We start from the raw sequence: 17,176 nt of genomic DNA on the forward strand, positions 1-17,176 counted from the left end.
AGAAAGACTGGTTGTGGGTTTAATGTCTGGCACATCTATGGATGGGATAGATGCGGCTCTTATCAAGATTACGGGGTCTGGCCTTGATACGAAATTCGAATTAATAAAATTTACGTGTATTCCATATGAATCGGAGATAATTGAAGGCATAGAGCGCTTAGACTCATCTATCTCAATAGAAAAAATCTCTGAACTTAACTTTCTTGTTGGAAGAGCCTGTGCCGATGCTGCCATTGCTGTTATTGAGGAGGCCGGATTTCAGGTTGGTGATATAGATTTGATCGGTTCACACGGTCAGACAATTTATCATAATCCGCCCTCTTCAAGAGATGGTGTTCCCTCTACATTACAGATAGGTGAGCTGGATGTAATTGCGGAGCGCACCGGAATAACTACTGTCGGTGACTTCAGGACCCGTGATATAGCTGCAGGCGGTGAAGGCGCTCCATTGATCCCTTATGCAGATTATCTGTTCTTTCATGGATCTGGAAAGACATTAGCATCACAGAACATTGGTGGGATATCTAACGTCACTGTGATAACCGAAAGAATATCGGATGTTGTAGCATTTGATACTGGGCCTGGAAACCTCCTGATGAACTGGATTGTGAGTTTAGCAACGGAGGGAAGAAAAAGGTACGATGTTGATGGGGAGATTGCTAAGGGGGGTAATGTTGATAAAAGATTATTGGAAAGGCTGTTGTCCGATCCCTATTTCAGTCTTAAACCACCGAAATCCACCGGCGGAGAACGATTTGGCAAAAGGATGGCAATGGAGCTTTATTCTTTGGCAAAAGATGGTGAAATTACGCTATTCGATTTGATGGCGACACTACTTGAGCTAACTGTGGAATCTATAGCGATATCTTACGACCATTTTATATTTCCGAAATGGAGTGTTAGTGAAGTAATATGTAGTGGTGGAGGGAGTAGAAATCCGATTTTGATGAAGAGACTGAAAGAAAGGGTGAATAATGTAACAATTTCAAGCTCGGATGCTTATGGAATACCAGTTGACGCAAAGGAAGCGATTGCGTTTGCCATCTTCGCAAATGAGCTTATCTCCGGTAATTACACTAATTTGCCCACTGTAACAGGCGCTAAGTCATTTGTGCCTTTAGGAAAGATTGCGTTAGGTAGGGCTTGCTGAAAGCAGAAGTCAGGTAGTTTCCATTGGATTATCATTCTTTTCCATTAAAAGCATTTGGAGCCCAGTATTGTACTAGGGCTGAAGGTAGAAGCGATGAAATATGGTATTGATACGATGAGCCTAATGCAGAAGATTGGACAGATACTCATGCCTAGGCTTGATTTTTATGAATCGGATACTCTGGATTATGCGAAAGAGCTCGTTGAGAGATATAAAGTTGGTTCTTTTATTATCATGAGAGGGGATTGTGAGAATACGGGTCGGGCAATTCGACAACTCCAGAATATTTCACCCATTCCTTTGCTGTTTGGATGCGATGCCGAACGGGGATTAGGGCAGATATTGTCCGGGGCTACTCTTTTTCCCTTTACAATGTCTCTCGGAGCAATAGGTGATAACGATCTTGTTTATAGCCAGGCTAGATTCATCGCTAATGAGATGAAGGCTCAGGGTCTAAATATTATCTTTGCCCCTGTTTTAGATGTTAATTCAAATCCTGATAATCCAATAATAGGAATCCGTTCCTACGGTGATGACCCCCATAAGGTTTCAAGACTAGGAACTTCATTTATCAGGGGTACTCAAGAGTATGGAGTAATGGCATGTGCCAAGCATTTTCCAGGACATGGTTCATCCGATATTGATTCGCATATAGGTTTACCAACTTTATCTCAATCTATTGAGGAATTTTTAATATGTGATCTGATTCCATTTCGAGAAGCAATCAGTGAAGGTGTTTCATCAATTATGACAGCCCATATTTCATTGCCCCGGATAGATGAAAATGCTGTTCCTGTGACCTTTTCGGCAAAATTAATCAGTAAAATATTATTTCGCGACCTAGAATTTAGGGGTTTGGTAATATCGGATTCTTTTCAGATGGAAGCGTTATCTGAATACGGTGACGAAGTGGACATGGCAGGTCAGGCATTGACTGCTGGGTGTGACATAATCCTCGACCCTGTAGATCCTATTTGCCTGGTGGAAAAATTAACTAAAAGGGTAGCGGACGGAAAAATCTCTATGGCTCATTTAGAAAGGGCTGTAGAAAAGGTTATCATGGCAAAATCGAGATGGCTTGATGAGCCTCAGATTGATCTCTTGCAAGGGGAAAACCCTGGGTTGAGAATTCTTAACGAAATTGCCAGGCGCTCTGTTTGTCTTGTGAAAGGAGGTAGATTGGTTAATAATAGGGTGAAGATATTTGTTTTCGATGTTACTCAATCTTCAGATGATATTTCTAAGCCCTTTGTTGGAAGACTCTTGGATGCCGGAATAGAATGTAAAGTAGAAGTAATCCCGCTTTCTAGTCCGGATGTTCCTTTTCAAACTGAATCGAGATCTCGCCAACCGATAATCTGCCTAACATATACATCGGTTGGTGCTTGGAAGGATTATTACAAGCTACCCGAGAGTTTTAAGAATTGTTTAAGGAGCGTTGCCAGAATTAACCGTGATAAGTTTTTAATATCTTTTGGGTCGCCATATGTAGTTCGGGGATTTGAGAATTTCGATACAATCATCTGTGCCTTTGATAAACTTGATGTTTGTCAAAATGCAGCCGCAGAGGTGCTTTTAGGAAAGCTCAAACCCGAAGGAATCCTTCCCGTTCGATTAAGCAAAATTTAAGAATCGATTAACTTTATGTCTGAATTTAACTTAAACTCTCTCAGTCCATTAGATTGGTTAATTGTCGTTGCTTATTTACTGTTTTCTTTGATTATAGGCGTCTATTTTACCAGACGTGCAAGTGGGAGTATGTCCTCTTATTTCGTTTCTGGAAGAAACCTTCCCTGGTGGATCATTGGGACTTCAATGGTTGCTACAACATTTGCTACCGATACGCCACTTGTGATAACTGGATGGATTAGAACAGAGGGGATATGGAAAAATTGGTTTTGGTGGAATTATATATTTAGTCATGTATTTATCGTATTTGTTTTCTCAAGGCTATGGAGAAGGGCAGAGGTCATTACGGATAATGAACTTATTGAAATTCGTTACAGTGGTAAGCCTGCGGCATTTCTAAGGGGTTTTAAGGCCTTTTATTTTTCCACGTTATTCAATTTCATCGTTATGGGATGGGTAATTAGTGCAATGGCTAAGGTTCTCAAGGTCTTTTTTGGAGTTGATACTCCTCTTGCCATCTTCATTTGCATGGCAATTGCCTTTTTTTACACTATGATGTCTGGGTTGTGGGGAGTAGCGCTTACTGATTTTCTTCAATATTTTGTCGCTCTTATTGGCACAATTGTTCTTGCCTGGGTGGTGATTAGTTCCCCAGAGATAGGCGGTTTCCCTGGTTTCTTCGAAAAAATAAATGGACTTGAGACTCATATTTCATTCTTTATGACCCCGTCAGGCGGGATACCGGTTAGTGAAGGTTTTTGGTCATCCAGTTTTTTCGTTTTTTTAGTTTACGTGACCATCATATGGTGGTCCTCCCATAATGCTGATGGAGGAGGATATTTCATTCAGCGGATGTGTTCTGCTAAGAACGAGCGGCATGCTTTATTAGGAACAGCCTGGTTTTCTCTCAACCATTATGTAATTAGACTCTGGCCATGGGTATTAATTGCAGTAGCTTCTCTGATTGTTTATCCGACTGCGTCCGTTACAGGAGGGGACAACGAAGCCATGTACATTGTTGTTGTCAGAGATTTCCTTGGTTCTGGTCTTACCGGTTTGTTAATCGTGTCATTTCTTGCGGCATTTATGTCGACCTTATCTACGCAACTTAACTGGGGGGCATCATACTTAATGAATGACATCTACAGGAGATTTATTAAGAAAAATGCGCCGGAAGCTCATTATATTCTTATTTCAAGGGTCTGCACATTGATTCTGACCGTACTCGCTGGGTATATCGCTTTTCACATCAAAAACATAGGCAAAGCCTGGATTTACCTTTGGGCTATGAGCGCGGGAATCGGATTGGTGCTGGTACTCAGATGGTTCTGGTGGAGGATTAATGCATGGTCTGAGATATCCGCTCTCGCTTCATCTTTGATAACGATTTTCGTTCTGACCATGTTTACCAGGCTACAGAAAGTGCCTATCGAGCTAAAGCACCAGATCATAGTAATTCCGGTTTCCATCGTAAGCTGGGTGTTAGTTACATATTTTACCAATCCTGAACCTAAGGAAACGTTATTTAAATTCTATAACAGGGTACGCCCATGGGGTTTTTGGGGTCCAGTGAAAGAAATGAATCCGATCATCACAGCACCTTCATTTTTCCCAGTAGTGATTAATTGGCTTTTAGGAGTTGGTTTTATATTTTTTGCGATGGTTGGACTAGGCAAATTGCTTTTTGGACATTCAACTCTAGGGTTCATTATGATTTCAATTTCTGCCTGCTCGGGAATTTTGATTTATATTCGACTAAAAAAGGAATTTAGAGAAAGTTGATATTCGTGAGATTGTCTGTATTAAAAATCGAAAGCTTCAATGCTTTGTGGTTATTTTCTGACTTTCAAATCTTGTTAATTGTGTTATAACTATTTAAGTTTTATTATTTTTACGGATGCCCCATGACAATTTCAGTGAAAGTTTTAAAGCAGCCCAAGCTCAGTTTTTCTGAGAAACTTTACCTGCCAGAGGTATTTCGTGGCTTGATGATAACACTCAAGCATCTTTTAGCTTTTAAACCCGTCACTGTGCAATATCCAGAGGAAATAAAACAGCTTCCACCAAGGTATAGGGGCCTTCATATTTTACCAGCAGACGATGAGGGTGAGATAAGGTGTGTTGCTTGCAAGCTTTGCGAGGTTGCATGCCCCACGCAAGCAATATCTATAGTTGCTGAACCTGCAGATGATTACGGCATAGAAAGGAGGCCAAAAGTTTACAACATAGATTTTATGCGGTGCGTATTTTGTGGATTCTGCGTTGAGGCTTGTCCATGCGATGCCCTTAGGATGGGGATGAAATATGAACTTGCGTCGTATAACAGGGCAGGGCTTATTCATACTAAAGAGGTATTCTTCGACCCGAATGTAAAGAGTGTTGCACCCAGAGATAATGCAAACTTCCTGTATGAAATGGGAGAAGGTGAGATTTTAGATGACCCTGATGAAGCTAAAAAAGTGAGAGAATTAACTGGAATTTATACAAAGAAATAATTCTGGCCGGTCTTCATATAAAAATCGTTCATAGTTGATTCTGCGTTGTTCTAGCGCCATCTTGAAGGTTTTTTATCGATAAAAATAAACCATTATTTAAATTTTTTTTACGTCGAACGAAGAAGATATAACTTGTGAAGAATCCAGCAAGTGACGAATGTAATTCCGCTGTATAAGTAGTACAAGAAATGAAGCGGTATAGATAAAAAAGTAAATTTTAGACCCCTCTTGTGGAAAAGAAAATTGTATAAATCCAGATTGAGGATTATTATAGCGATAATTAGCAAGACGGCGAGAGCAATGAAATATGCGTTTAAACCAATTGCAATGATATTCACGGCATCTAACATAGTTAAAATTAGCAATACTATAATTATTCCAGCTAAGAATGAGCTTATTCTGTAATTAACCTTTAGATTCAAGTCACCGGAAAGAGCTCCATTCTCGATTATCAATTTTGACCATGGCAAAGCCCGGTTTAAAATATCGGTTTTCAACAAACCATACCAGGTCCATTGCTTTAAATGCTTAACCTTTAAATCTTTATCCAGGCGGATTTGATAACCAGCGTTACAAATTCTTAGACCTAGTTCTATATCTTCAACGGATGGTTTTGTATATCTTATCTCGTCAAATCCATTTAATTGGAGGAAAACATCCCTGTAAATAGCTCCGAAACCCGCCCAAAAGGTTTTTGCATTTTCTTCTGAATTCTGATGAATGAAATGGTGAAGTAGATTTTTAAACTGCGACAGGAAGTCTTCCGCGGCCGGGCTTTCATCGTAGGAACCGAATACAGCTACGACATCGGGATTTTTTCTGAAGTCATCGATGACTCTCTCTATGGTTTCGTACCGTACAATTACATCGGAATCAATAAATACGATTATTTTTCCTCTTGCCATCTTCGCTCCGTAGTTACGTGCTGCCGCAGGCCCAGAGTGATGAGGCAGTTTATAAACTATTGCTCCTTTTCTCTCGCTTATTTCTACACTGTCGTCTGTGGAACAATCATCAACGACAATTGTTTCATATTTAGAATAAGAAGATCTCATTAATGCATCCAAGCAATCCTTCAGATGCTTGCTGCCATTATGAACGGGAATGATAACCGAAATCACGGGAGGTTTCTTCATTTGAACTTATCACTTTCAGTTAAATCTAGGATTTAAATGGTATCTTGTTATAAAGCAATAACGACGACGAAAAGTTAATCTTGAAAATATTCTTCACTTCCTGAGTTCAACGATCTTATTATATATCCAACCGATTAGGGTTCCAAAGATTGTTCCAAAAGCAAAACCGTAGAAAAATCCTAGAATACTGCCCATAAAAGATACCTTGTATCCAATAAAGAACTGACTAAGAAGCTCTAAATGAGGACCAACTATGTACTCCCCTCCTGGACCAATATGCCCACCCTTTAAAACGAGCCAGTTGGTTGCAATAAATATGACCAAACCTATCGAGATGCCTAGAGTTAGACCCAGCATCTTAGTATTCAAGATCATCACCGCGCTATAGAGATTTTCTTCTTCCGTATTAATTTTCTTTCCTTCCATATTTAATTAGCCCTTTTTCTCATGCCTGAAGTACCTAGATATAGTCTAGGAAGTCCTTAAATGATCTAGATTCTGCCTGTCTTTTGACCCTATGAAGGTAAACACTTATAGATAGATTTCGGAGGTATGCATATAACCACCCAAAGATAAATCCCCAAAGAAAACAGTACCCTAAACCAATAAGTGTGCCGCTTAGGGAGACCGTATAACCGATAAAATATTGTCCAAGGAGGTTGAAATTTGGGTCTCTTGAATCGACTCCTGTTAATATTAACCAGAATGTAGATACGAAAATAGCAAGTCCAGAGGCTGATCCCACGGCAAGGGCGAATGCAAATTTATCCATTCTGGCAAATGCCTTTATCAGTAAATCTAAGCCGGTAAGCTTTTCGTTTTTGATTGTGAATAGTCTTGGGTGTAATGGTTGCGTGGTGGCAAGCGTTGATAATTCATCGACATCTGTTCTCTCAGCTTGAGAAATGTCTTCGTGGTATTCTTTATCTGTATTAACCTTCCATAGGTCATAATTAGCACCGCGTATATTTCTCACAGCCAACATCGCGGTCAGCATCGAATGATCTTGATTATTGTATTTATGCATACCATTTCGACCAACTAGCTGCAGGTTAACAAAATTGGCAAGGAATTGCTTGATTACCTCTAGGGATTCAAGATATGAGGAGTCATAAACAGGATAAGCTTTTGGCATTCGCACAACAGTCCCATTCTCTATTAGAGTTTTGTCTGCCAGTCCTAAAGATGTCAGTTCAGTTTTACCTAGCTCAATTAAATCTTCATCTGGCATGGTCCAAAGTCCGTCTCCTTCAAAACAGAAATATTCAAGACCCAGGCAGGTTTTATTTTGGTCCGGTACCATATCCGGACTCCAGTTCTTGAAATTCTGAATTCTGCCCAACCGTACGTTTGGATCGTGTATATAAATCCAGTTATCCTGAAACACCTCTTTCTTATTGACTATAAGAATCACCGTAAGAAAATCTCTATAATTGAGGTTCCTTGCAGCTTCAAGCACAGGATTAGGTGCAACAGGACTCAATTTGTTAATTAATTCTCTTACCGGCATGCTACTGATAAAGTGCGTACCACTTATAACTTCACTCTTCCCCTCTATATTTATTTCAAGCCGGGTGACTTTGTTGTCGGATAAGTATATTTTTTTAACATCTGCTCCTAAAAGAACCTTACTGCCATTGTCAATAACCCTATTTTTAACCTCATTCCACATCATTCCTGGTCCAAATCTTGGGTAATGGAAGGAATCAATCAGTGTTTTAATCGAGTTTTCTGAAGCAGTGTTTTTTTGTTTGAGTAAAGCAACCCTGAGTGCGGTGAAAAGGGAAAGACCCTTTATCCTCTGTGAAGCCCAATCAGCGCTTATTTCATTACATGAAATTCCCCATACCTTCTCGGTGTAGGTTTTAAAGAACATTTGGTATAGGCGCTTTCCAAAACGATTTGATACCCATTGTTCAAATGTTAATTCAGGCCTTTGAGGAAATAACTGAGACTTGATATAGCTGGTTATTACTAAAATACTGTTCCAAACTCCCAAGTTGAGGAGTGCATTTGAAATTCGGAACGGGTAGTAATAAAACTTTTCATCGTAATAGATTCGAGAAAGGCGGTTACGTTTGATAAAGTCAGATCCCAGAACTTCATTCCACATTTCTTCCACCGACTTAACTTTTGTGAAGAAGCGGTGTCCACCTATGTCAAAAAGATAACCATTGAAGTTAACTGTCCTTGCCAGACCTCCAACGGTGGTGTCCTTTTCGACCACTAATGATTCGATGCTAGCTTTACAAAGTTCATATGCGGCGGTGAGTCCGGCGGGTCCAGCACCTATGATTATTACCTTCTTATCATTAACTGCTTCATTGGACGCTTTCATCTGTTGTTATGATTTCATTTGATATAGGTTTATGATTACAATATCATAGAAAATCAATGTGATACGAGTCTATTTTCATTTGAATAAAGACTAATATTGTACCCGATTCTATGATTCTATATTATTTGAGGTAGTTTTAAATGTCTCACAAATCTCCCTTTTAAAGGTACACTTTTATTGATATAAAGCGGGGGGAGATGAGTATTCTCCTTTCGCTTTAACACTATAGAGAATTTCCTAATTAACTGAGGTAATTAATCCCCAATAGTCCGAAGTGTAGCAATCTTCTGGTGATCTTAATATTTTCTGAATTTCGTGAATATCATGAATCCATTGTTTTCTTAAATCTTTTATACCAGGGAGTCAATCTCAGCAGGCCCGATATAGCTGATTTTAGTTGAGCGCGCTCGGTTACTAGATTAATGCCCCCTTGCCTAGCGTAAAATTCTGATGTTGTTATGTTTGGATCAAGTGCCCTTCCTTCACTCGTAAGTTTAACAACTCGATCTCCCGCAAAGGCGATATTAGCCTTTTTTTCAGCGATCATGAAATCACCCTGTACTACATAGCTTGCTAAAGCACCTCCAGTAGTAGGATGCCCAAGGATCGAAATATAAGGTAGACCAGCGTCTTTAAGCTTCAAAACCGAAAGGATGGTCTTAGGCATTTGGTATAGGGCAACTGTTCCCTCGTGCATCCTAGCGCCGCCCGTAGAAGACACTGAGATCAGAGGTAACCTTCTATTTATAGCATAATCGACGATCATTTTCATCTTTTCTCCAAACACAGATCCCATTGACCCTCCCATGAAACGAAAATCGCTTACGGCTATTGCAACTGGCATGTCAGTAAGCATTCCATAACCTATGATTAATGAGTCCTTGGAGTCAGTTCGAGATGACATTTTTTTTCTGCTATCGGAATAGTCATAAAATTTAAATCTTCCGTCAATGTCATCCACGCTGATGTCAGGACGTATTTCATGGAATGATCCGGGATTCAGCAGTAAGTTCAGGTAATCTTCTGAACCTAGTGGGCTGGGTTTTTGACAGTATGGACAGGCATAATAATTTGATTCAAACTCTTCCTTGGTAGAACGGTTCCGGCAGCCATACCTGATAATTTTACCCTCGGTGTCTTTTTCGTCGTTACAAACGTATGGTTCTGCTCCGTATAGTGCAATCTGCATATGTGAAACTTGAGAGTTAGTGCTCTTGGAAAAAGGCAGCCACCCCTTGATCTTTTTTGCGAATGCCTGATATCTTTTTCTTTTTGTTCCGAGTCGACCACATTCTTCGATTTTTTCTCTTAAATTTTTTTGCAAGTGTTTGATATCGGAACGTTCTAATTCATCAACAGCTTGATTTACACTCTTTTTGATATTTTCAAGGGTTTTAACTAGGTAATCGGATTTATCCAAAGATGGTTCTTTAATTACCTTATCGACAATACCATATCTTAGCATATATTCAGAAGAAGGCTGGAGTACCTTTAGTGCCTCTTCAATATTATCGGCTGTTCGAAATATTATGGCAGAGCACCCCTCTGCAGTTATAACTGAGTATTCAGCGTGGGAGAGCATAAACCTTCTATGTGCAAGTTGCAACGCAATGGCTCCTCCACTACCGCCACTGCCAATAATCACGGAAATTGATTTTGTATTTAGTGTGATCATTTTCGCCTGGCAATATGAAATGAGCCAAGATTGCAGTTTCTCCGCTGAATATTCGAACGGATCGCCCCCGATTGTGTCGATATACGTGTGAAGCATTAATCCATTTTTTTCTGCGTAGATCATCATGTTGTATGCTAGGCCGTAACCATCTGCTTTGACTAAACCGTAATTTAATTTTGCCCGTTCAGATTCATTTGCCGGTGTCTGTTGTGCTATAATGGCTACCCGTTTGTTTTTGCTTTTAAGCCTTGCGGTGCCAATCAAGACTGCAGGGTCATCGATAAATTCGATGATTCTTCCTGAAGGTGCAGTAATTTTATTGTGGAAATCGGGGATCTTGTGCCAGTCTACAAAATCCGAATATAGGGATTCAAGAATATGCCTTGATTTCACCCTATGGTACGATCTTGCCTGTTCGTGAATATTAATGAACCTTGAATTATTAGACATACTGACGATTATTCGAAAATGGTGATATTTTTATATGATTGAGATGATTTAGATTATGATAATTGTATTTGCCATAAAAAAAAAGAAAAATATAAAAAAATGCTCAAGGCAGGTTTTATTATTGAAAATTGTTTGTGTACAATGACCTAATTTCTTCAAGTTCAAAGGAATTAAGTTTAACACTTGATGCTCCAACGTTTTCGCATAATTGCTTTACTGTTTTTGATCCGGGAATAACGGATGAAACTCCCTTATATGATAGTATAAAACTTAATGCTGCCTGGGTCAGGGTTTTCTCAGGGCTTTTAAGAAACTTTAATTTTTTAACTTTTCTTTCTGTGTCTTCTAAGAAATTTCTATTCCATCCCCTTCTATGGTCACTCTTTGGAAATATTGATCTTGAATCGTATTTGCCTGTCAAAAAGCCACAGGCAAGAGGCTCACGTACGATAATTCCTGTTTTTTTCTGAAGTGCTAAGGGGAATATTGTCTTTTCTGCATTTTGGTCTAATAAATTATACCTAACCTGTATCACATCTGGTTTTCCAGAAGTGATTGCTTCAATGCCGTCATCTATATGTGAAGCAGAGACTCCACAGAATCTGATTTTCCCTTGTTCTTTTAATTCGTCGAGTGTTTCATAGACTTTATTTTTGATAATTAAATCCGGTTTCGAATTATGTACCTGATAGATATCTATCCAATCCCTACCTAATCTTTTGAGACTTTTATCAAGTGCAAAGTAAATATAATCTCTTTTTAAATTACATCTTATACCATCATGTCTATAGAAATCCCAGCCGAATTTGGTAGCAATTATCGTATCCTTATCCCCCCTTTCTTTTAAAACCCTTCCAATCAGTTCCTCACTATGACCGTTCCCATAGGAGTCTGCTGTATCGATCAAGTTAATACCTATATCAAGAGCCTTATGCAGCGTCCTTATAGATTCATCGTCATCAGTAGATCCATATCCAAGACCACTTATACCCAAGGTACCAAATCCGATTTCTGATACTAAAAGGTTGGTGCTTCCTAGCGTCCTATATTTCAATTTTTTATGAATAGGAGTTACGATTGGGCATCGATTTATATTCGGAATCTACAATTGAACATGTCCGTTATTTACTGGCGATTGAAATAGCTTTATTAATAAAAAAGGCTGGCTCTTACGATCTCAATCCAAGAGTCCAGCCCTAAGAAATTTATTTTAATTACTAAATTATAGTGTAAACGAAGAACCACAGCCACAAGAACCAGTGGCATTCGGGTTGTTTATTTTGAATCCAGTACCGCTGAGGCCATCTGTGTAGTCCAGCACGCCTCCCTGTAGATAGGCGTAGCTCGACTCATCAATTGCTACCTTTACACCTTCCATTTCGAATACCTGGTCTGTTCCGTCGGTTTCATCATCGAAACCCATTTCATATGAAAAACCCGAGCATCCACCTGGAACTACGCGAACTCTTAATACAGCATTAGGTATATTTTCATCCGCTAAAAGTCTCTTGATTTCATGTGCGGCCTTAGTGGTAACTTCAAACATATAGTTACTCCTCCGTTCAGAATAATCTTCGATCCCTATAAGTATATGCAGTTAAAATAACAATTGCAATTCCAAGTAGAAAAATCACTGAATTAATTATGGCCGACCGTTTATGCAGGGAGCTGAAATTTCTCTGAACTTCATTGTACCTGGGGACGTCTTTAGAGAGGGTTCGCATTTCCATTCTTAATTCGTGGGCATTCGGTGTTATGACAGTACCGGCATATAGAGAAAGTCCAAGCATTACACAAAGTATTGCAATTATTAATGTATAAACAACTCCTGATGCGGTATAGCCAGCAACCCAATTAATTATGGTAGTAAAGAGAGCAACCCCACCACATAGATATGCTATGAGGTAGTACTTAGGAAATATATCGGCCACAAGATCACCGGCCATTTCACGAGGAAGGATTTTAAAAGCACTTCTGGCAGCAATGAGAGAGAAAAAGAAGATGCTTCCGAGCCAGAAAATCAAAGACAGAAAGTACAAGAATCTGAGAAGAGTCTGCATTCGTGGAATGATTCCCTTTGTCTCTTATATTATACCTTCAAATAAAAAAACGTAGTAGGTTTGCAGTAAATAAAAGTACTTAGAAGAAAAACGAACTTTTAGGTATAGTTAAGTTCATGAAAGGTGAAGCAATTCTTATGATAGATTCCAGCGAGAGTAATGCGGATCTTTTCTATAGAATCAATTTTTTTGTGCCCGATCCAGTTATTTATATTGAGCACAAAAGAGGAAAGATACTCGTACTAAATGAGCTAGAAATGGAAAGAGGGAAAAAAGAGGCCAATGTAGATTTTGTTCTTTCCTTCACGGAGTATAGAAATAAACTTCCATCGAAAAAGCGAAATAGAAGAGTGTTTACAAACATTGTTGATCTCATATTCAATGAATATAGGATTAAGAGTGCAATTGTCCCGGGGAAGTTTCCTGTTAAGTATGCCGACGAGTTGAGGAAGCTGGGTTATAGGATAAATTACAAAGAAGAAGAGCCTTTTTTTGAAGAGCGGCTTAAAAAGACTAAAAAAGAAATAGATTTAATAAAAGATTCACTCGCCAAAACCTCGAAAGCGATGGACTTAGCTCTTCGTATGATCTCTTCTTCACGCGTTCTGAGGAATATAGTTTATTTCAACGGCACTCCCCTTACTTCGGATAGACTAAAGGGTGAAATAAATGCTCTACTTTCATTATTGGGTTACACCGCTTCACACACTATTGTTTCTTGCGGTGTACATTCTTCTATGCCTCATCACACTGGTGCTGGGCCTCTAGTGGCGGATCGGCCTATTGTCATAGATATTTTCCCCAGGTCACAAAAGAGTGGTTATTTTGGTGATATGACAAGGACATTTGTAAAAGGTACTCCATCAAAAGAATTAGAGAAAATGTATAAAACCGTTCTCAGCGGACAGAAGTTAGGCATCGGTCTTATTAAGCATGGTGTAAAGACCAGGGATGTTCATCAATCGATTGTAGACTTCTTCAAAAATAGCGGGTTCGAGACTGGATATATTAATGGAAAACATCAGGGATTTATTCATTCGACAGGGCATGGGCTTGGGCTCGAGATTCATGAACCGCCAAGAATAGGATATGGTGAGGGGATTCTTGAGGAGGGAAATGTAGTTACAGTCGAACCGGGGCTATACTACGAGAACCTCGGAGGGATAAGAATCGAAGACGTGGTAGTTGTAGAAAAGGACGGATGTTTGAATCTAACTAAGTATCCAAAAAAATTTAGGGTGTAGTTTTGGATACAATAACTCATGGTCTTATCGGTATCCTCGGTTCAAAAACAGGTTTTTCACAAAGAAATGGAAGGTTTGCGGCGATAGCCTTTCTAATTGGAGCAATATTCCCTGACATAGACCTCGTAGTTTCTTTTTTCGGGCCTGAATTCTCTCTTAGGTACCACAGAGGAATTACACATTCAATCGTAGCTGCTCCATTTTTTGCTATATTCATTACAGCAGCAATTTATCGGTTCGCTTCGTTTAAAAAATTTTTTCTCTTATCAGTAATTGTGGCACTTGGAATCTATTCGCATATTTTTTTTGATTTAATCACATCCTATGGGACGGTGATCTTCGACCCAATTAGTCTGAAAAGATACAGCTGGAACCTTGTCTTTATACTTGATCCGTTCATTACCATTCCCGTAATTTTGGGACTCATTTTATGTTGGAAGCGGAGTGACAGAGCATTGATGATATCTGTTTCGATCTTCACTTTTCTGGTGGTTTACTTGATGATGAATCTATGCGTGAGATTATTATATGAAGAGAAATTAGCCAGGTTTGCCGCGACCAGCTCAATTGCTGTCAAAAGGTCGACTGTTTATCCCCGTCCACTTGCTCCCTTCTTTTGGATGGGGGTGATTGAAACGGAACATGCGTTTTATAGATTGGACTATTCGATCTTAAGAAATGCCCCGGTTAGATTGGCTAAGATTGCAAAAATTAAAAGGAATATTTTCATAGACAGAGCCAATTATCTAACGGTGACTAATCTATTTAAGTCGTTTGCGGATTATCCAATCGCCGAATACTCAGAAGTAAATGGCGAACACATTGTTGGATATTATGATTTAAGGTTTAATATTATTCCAAATAGAAATCCATTTAATTTGAAAATAGTCTTTAGTAGTCAAGGGGCCTTAAAGAATGTTTCTCTAAATGGTAGAAAAGTTAGATTGGTATTTTGAACGAAGAAACGGGCCGATTAAAATTTATCTGAAATCCCAATAATCATGTCAGACAAGAGAAATATAGAAAGAACCTTACAAGACCTGGTGGAACTGTGCGAGTATTTGAGGGGTAAAGACGGTTGCCCATGGGATAAAGAGCAGACGCTTGAAACTCTCAAGCCTTTTATTATTGAAGAGGCTTATGAGGTGATTGAAGCAATAGAGTCAGACGATATAGATGAAGTCGAAGAGGAGTTAGGGGATCTTCTTTATCAGATTGTGTTTGCATCTCAAATATGCAGGGAAGAAGGGAAATTTGGTATGGATGGTGTAGTTACTCGACTCTATAATAAATTAGTCCGGCGACACCCCCATGTTTTCGGAGAGGAAAAAGCCAAAAATGCCGAAGAGGCATTGAAGAGATGGCATGGTGAAAAGCTTAAGGAGGGGTCTAGCAAAACAAAACTTCTTGAGATACCACGTTCCATGCCTTCACTGCTCCGTGCCCAAAGGGTGGGCGAGAAGGCTTCTTATGTTGGTTTTGATTGGAATAATGCAAAAGATGTGATCGAAAAGGTTAAGGAGGAGCTTAATGAACTACAAATTGAATTAGAAAGTGGAGACAAAGAATCGATGGAAAAAGAATGGGGTGACTTAATATTTTCACTGGTCAATCTCGCTAGACATCTGGATATTGACGCTGAAAGCGCTTCTCACAGATCAATTAATAATTTCATAAGTAGGTTTAGAAACCTCGAAGAGATGGCAAAGGATATGAATAAGGATCTGTCTGAACTGTCAATCGAGGAGATGGATGAGCTCTGGGTTAAGGTAAAGAATGAGGCTTAATTAATTTCTAAGAATATGCTCATTAATTTCCAGCCATCTTCTATATAGACGTTGGTCTTTGAGGCAAATTTTTCGGTATATGACAAAGAGTGATCTTTTATATCCATATCCTTAGAGGCGCAGATAGCATAGGGCACCGGTTCATCTACATGTGTTCTGATGTCTATTGGTGTCGGGTGATCGGACAAGATTAAGATTTTATAATCCTTAAACCTTGTTATCCCTTCTAAAATATTTTTTAAAACTCGAGTATCAACATCTTCTATTGCCTGGATTTTTAAATCCGCCTTGCCTTCATGCCCTGTTTCATCTGTAGCTTCAATATGTATCATTACAAGGTCAACCTCGTCCAGCGCGCGAAGGGCGTAATCAACTTTACCCTGATAGTTTGTATCAAGGTAACCTGTTGCACCCGGCACATCTATCACTTGAAGTCCTGCATAGACCCCGATTCCTTTCACCAGATCCACCGCTGATATTACGGCTCCTTCGATTCCGTAGAGCTGATTAAACTTCGGCATGTTTGGAGCAGTTCCCTGACCCCATAGCCAGATACTCGTAGCGGGATTTTTCCCTTCTTCGATTCTCTTTTTGTTTACGGGATGGTCTCTCAGGATTTCTTTAGATTTTTCGATCAATTCTTTGTGAATCTCAGCTCCATCGCCACTGGGAAAGTAAGCGGAGACTTCTTTTCCAGAGATGTCGTGAGGAGGAGTTGTTTTAATATTTGCGTTGCCATTCGACCATACAAGTAGGTGCCTGTAGCTAACACCCGGGAACAATCTTATCTTCTCTGTTTCTAAACCTCTTTTGAGGTCAATGATTATTTCTTTAGCTTCTTCAGTTGATATATGGCCTGCGCTATAATCTTCCATTACCGATTTTCCATTTGATTCAGTCAGTGTTACCAGATTACACCTTAATGAAACATCTGATTCTGCTAACTTGACACCGATACTCGCTGCCTCCAGAGGGGATCTGCCTGTGTAATATTTGATTGGGTCATAGCCAAGTACACTTAAGTTACCTACATCGCTTCCGGGAGGAAGACCATTGGGAATCGTTTTTACAAGTCCAAATTGTATTGCAGTTTGGGCAAATTTGTCCAGGTTGGGTGTATGGGCGACTTCAAGCGGTGTTCTGTTTCCAAGTTCTGGCAAGGGATGGTCTGGCATCCCATCTGCTTGTAAAATCACATATTTCATGAGGAAA

15 protein-coding genes are annotated in these 17,176 nt (G+C 39.4%); 7 read left to right on the plus strand and 8 right to left on the minus strand.

Annotation, left to right across the window (positions count from 1 at the left end):
- The 4 genes from VGA95_10925 to VGA95_10940 form a co-directional block, all read left to right on the plus strand.
- A partial coding sequence (locus VGA95_10925; GenBank protein ID HEX9667051.1) for an anhydro-N-acetylmuramic acid kinase occupies positions 1–1,150 on the plus strand: 1,150 nt, incomplete at its 5' end.
- Positions 1,151–1,243: 93 nt separating this feature from the next.
- Entirely contained in the window at positions 1,244–2,779 is a 1,536-nt protein-coding gene (locus tag VGA95_10930; GenBank protein ID HEX9667052.1) for a glycoside hydrolase family 3 N-terminal domain-containing protein, read from the plus strand.
- Between the two features lie 15 nt (positions 2,780–2,794).
- Positions 2,795–4,561: a sodium:solute symporter family protein gene (locus tag VGA95_10935; GenBank protein ID HEX9667053.1), complete on the plus strand. Its 1,767-nt coding sequence runs from the start codon at positions 2,795–2,797 to the stop codon at positions 4,559–4,561.
- Between the two features lie 122 nt (positions 4,562–4,683).
- Positions 4,684–5,274, plus strand: a complete 591-nt coding sequence (locus VGA95_10940) for an NADH-quinone oxidoreductase subunit I (GenBank protein ID HEX9667054.1) — start codon at positions 4,684–4,686, stop codon at positions 5,272–5,274.
- A gap of 107 nt (positions 5,275–5,381) precedes the next feature.
- Here the strand turns inward: VGA95_10940 and VGA95_10945 are convergent, their stop codons facing one another.
- The 7 genes from VGA95_10945 to VGA95_10975 all read right to left on the minus strand — a co-directional run bounded on the left by VGA95_10945 (position 5,382) and on the right by VGA95_10975 (position 12,933).
- The gene (locus tag VGA95_10945) at positions 5,382–6,410 is read right to left on the minus strand and encodes a glycosyltransferase family 2 protein (GenBank protein ID HEX9667055.1); all 1,029 of its coding nucleotides are present in this window, start codon (positions 6,408–6,410) and stop codon (positions 5,382–5,384) included.
- A 93-nt stretch (positions 6,411–6,503) separates the two neighbouring features.
- On the minus strand, positions 6,504–6,836 hold the full coding sequence (locus VGA95_10950; GenBank protein ID HEX9667056.1) for a hypothetical protein: 333 nt from the start codon (positions 6,834–6,836) through the stop codon (positions 6,504–6,506).
- A gap of 34 nt (positions 6,837–6,870) precedes the next feature.
- The gene (locus tag VGA95_10955; GenBank protein ID HEX9667057.1) at positions 6,871–8,748 is read right to left on the minus strand and encodes an FAD-dependent oxidoreductase; all 1,878 of its coding nucleotides are present in this window, start codon (positions 8,746–8,748) and stop codon (positions 6,871–6,873) included.
- Positions 8,749–9,070: 322 nt separating this feature from the next.
- Entirely contained in the window at positions 9,071–10,873 is a 1,803-nt protein-coding gene (locus tag VGA95_10960) for a carboxyl transferase domain-containing protein (protein HEX9667058.1), read from the minus strand.
- A gap of 118 nt (positions 10,874–10,991) precedes the next feature.
- A complete protein-coding gene (locus VGA95_10965) occupies positions 10,992–11,927 on the minus strand; it encodes an aldo/keto reductase (GenBank protein ID HEX9667059.1) in 936 nt (311 codons plus the stop codon).
- Positions 11,928–12,095: 168 nt separating this feature from the next.
- The gene (gene erpA / locus VGA95_10970) at positions 12,096–12,419 is read right to left on the minus strand and encodes an iron-sulfur cluster insertion protein ErpA (protein ID HEX9667060.1); all 324 of its coding nucleotides are present in this window, start codon (positions 12,417–12,419) and stop codon (positions 12,096–12,098) included.
- A gap of 16 nt (positions 12,420–12,435) precedes the next feature.
- Positions 12,436–12,933: a DUF4149 domain-containing protein gene (locus VGA95_10975; GenBank protein HEX9667061.1), complete on the minus strand. Its 498-nt coding sequence runs from the start codon at positions 12,931–12,933 to the stop codon at positions 12,436–12,438.
- Positions 12,934–13,049: 116 nt separating this feature from the next.
- Between VGA95_10975 and VGA95_10980 the strand changes: the two genes are divergently transcribed.
- From VGA95_10980 to mazG, 3 genes are read left to right on the plus strand one after another with little or no spacing between them, the layout of a single operon-like run.
- Complete coding sequence (locus VGA95_10980; protein ID HEX9667062.1) at positions 13,050–14,177, plus strand: Xaa-Pro peptidase family protein; 1,128 nt, start codon at positions 13,050–13,052, stop codon at positions 14,175–14,177.
- Positions 14,178–14,179: 2 nt separating this feature from the next.
- Entirely contained in the window at positions 14,180–15,133 is a 954-nt protein-coding gene (locus VGA95_10985) for a metal-dependent hydrolase (GenBank protein HEX9667063.1), read from the plus strand.
- Between the two features lie 45 nt (positions 15,134–15,178).
- A complete protein-coding gene (mazG, locus tag VGA95_10990; protein HEX9667064.1) occupies positions 15,179–15,964 on the plus strand; it encodes a nucleoside triphosphate pyrophosphohydrolase in 786 nt (261 codons plus the stop codon).
- On the opposite strand, the gene VGA95_10995 is transcribed toward mazG, so the two are convergent.
- A complete protein-coding gene (locus VGA95_10995; GenBank protein HEX9667065.1) occupies positions 15,961–17,169 on the minus strand; it encodes a cofactor-independent phosphoglycerate mutase in 1,209 nt (402 codons plus the stop codon). The two genes, mazG and VGA95_10995, sit on opposite strands and share 4 nt — an antisense overlap.
- Positions 17,170–17,176 lie beyond the last annotated feature (7 nt).

It is taken from the genome of Thermodesulfobacteriota bacterium (assembly GCA_036397855.1).
Classification (GTDB): domain Bacteria; phylum Desulfobacterota_D; class UBA1144; order Nemesobacterales; family CSP1-2; genus DASWID01.

Coding starts and splice junctions, on each gene's coding strand:
- erpA (HEX9667060.1), bottom strand. CDS start 12,419: ATGTTTGAAGTTACCACTAAGGCCGCACATGAAATCAAGAGACTTTTA.
- VGA95_10940 (HEX9667054.1), top strand. CDS start 4,684: ATGACAATTTCAGTGAAAGTTTTAAAGCAGCCCAAGCTCAGTTTTTCT.
- VGA95_10955 (HEX9667057.1), bottom strand. CDS start 8,748: ATGAAAGCGTCCAATGAAGCAGTTAATGATAAGAAGGTAATAATCATA.
- VGA95_10935 (HEX9667053.1), top strand. CDS start 2,795: ATGTCTGAATTTAACTTAAACTCTCTCAGTCCATTAGATTGGTTAATT.
- VGA95_10945 (HEX9667055.1), bottom strand. CDS start 6,410: ATGAAGAAACCTCCCGTGATTTCGGTTATCATTCCCGTTCATAATGGC.
- mazG (HEX9667064.1), top strand. CDS start 15,179: ATGTCAGACAAGAGAAATATAGAAAGAACCTTACAAGACCTGGTGGAA.
- VGA95_10980 (HEX9667062.1), top strand. CDS start 13,050: ATGAAAGGTGAAGCAATTCTTATGATAGATTCCAGCGAGAGTAATGCG.
- VGA95_10930 (HEX9667052.1), top strand. CDS start 1,244: ATGAAATATGGTATTGATACGATGAGCCTAATGCAGAAGATTGGACAG.
- VGA95_10995 (HEX9667065.1), bottom strand. CDS start 17,169: ATGAAATATGTGATTTTACAAGCAGATGGGATGCCAGACCATCCCTTG.
- VGA95_10950 (HEX9667056.1), bottom strand. CDS start 6,836: ATGGAAGGAAAGAAAATTAATACGGAAGAAGAAAATCTCTATAGCGCG.
- VGA95_10975 (HEX9667061.1), bottom strand. CDS start 12,933: ATGCAGACTCTTCTCAGATTCTTGTACTTTCTGTCTTTGATTTTCTGG.
- VGA95_10960 (HEX9667058.1), bottom strand. CDS start 10,873: ATGTCTAATAATTCAAGGTTCATTAATATTCACGAACAGGCAAGATCG.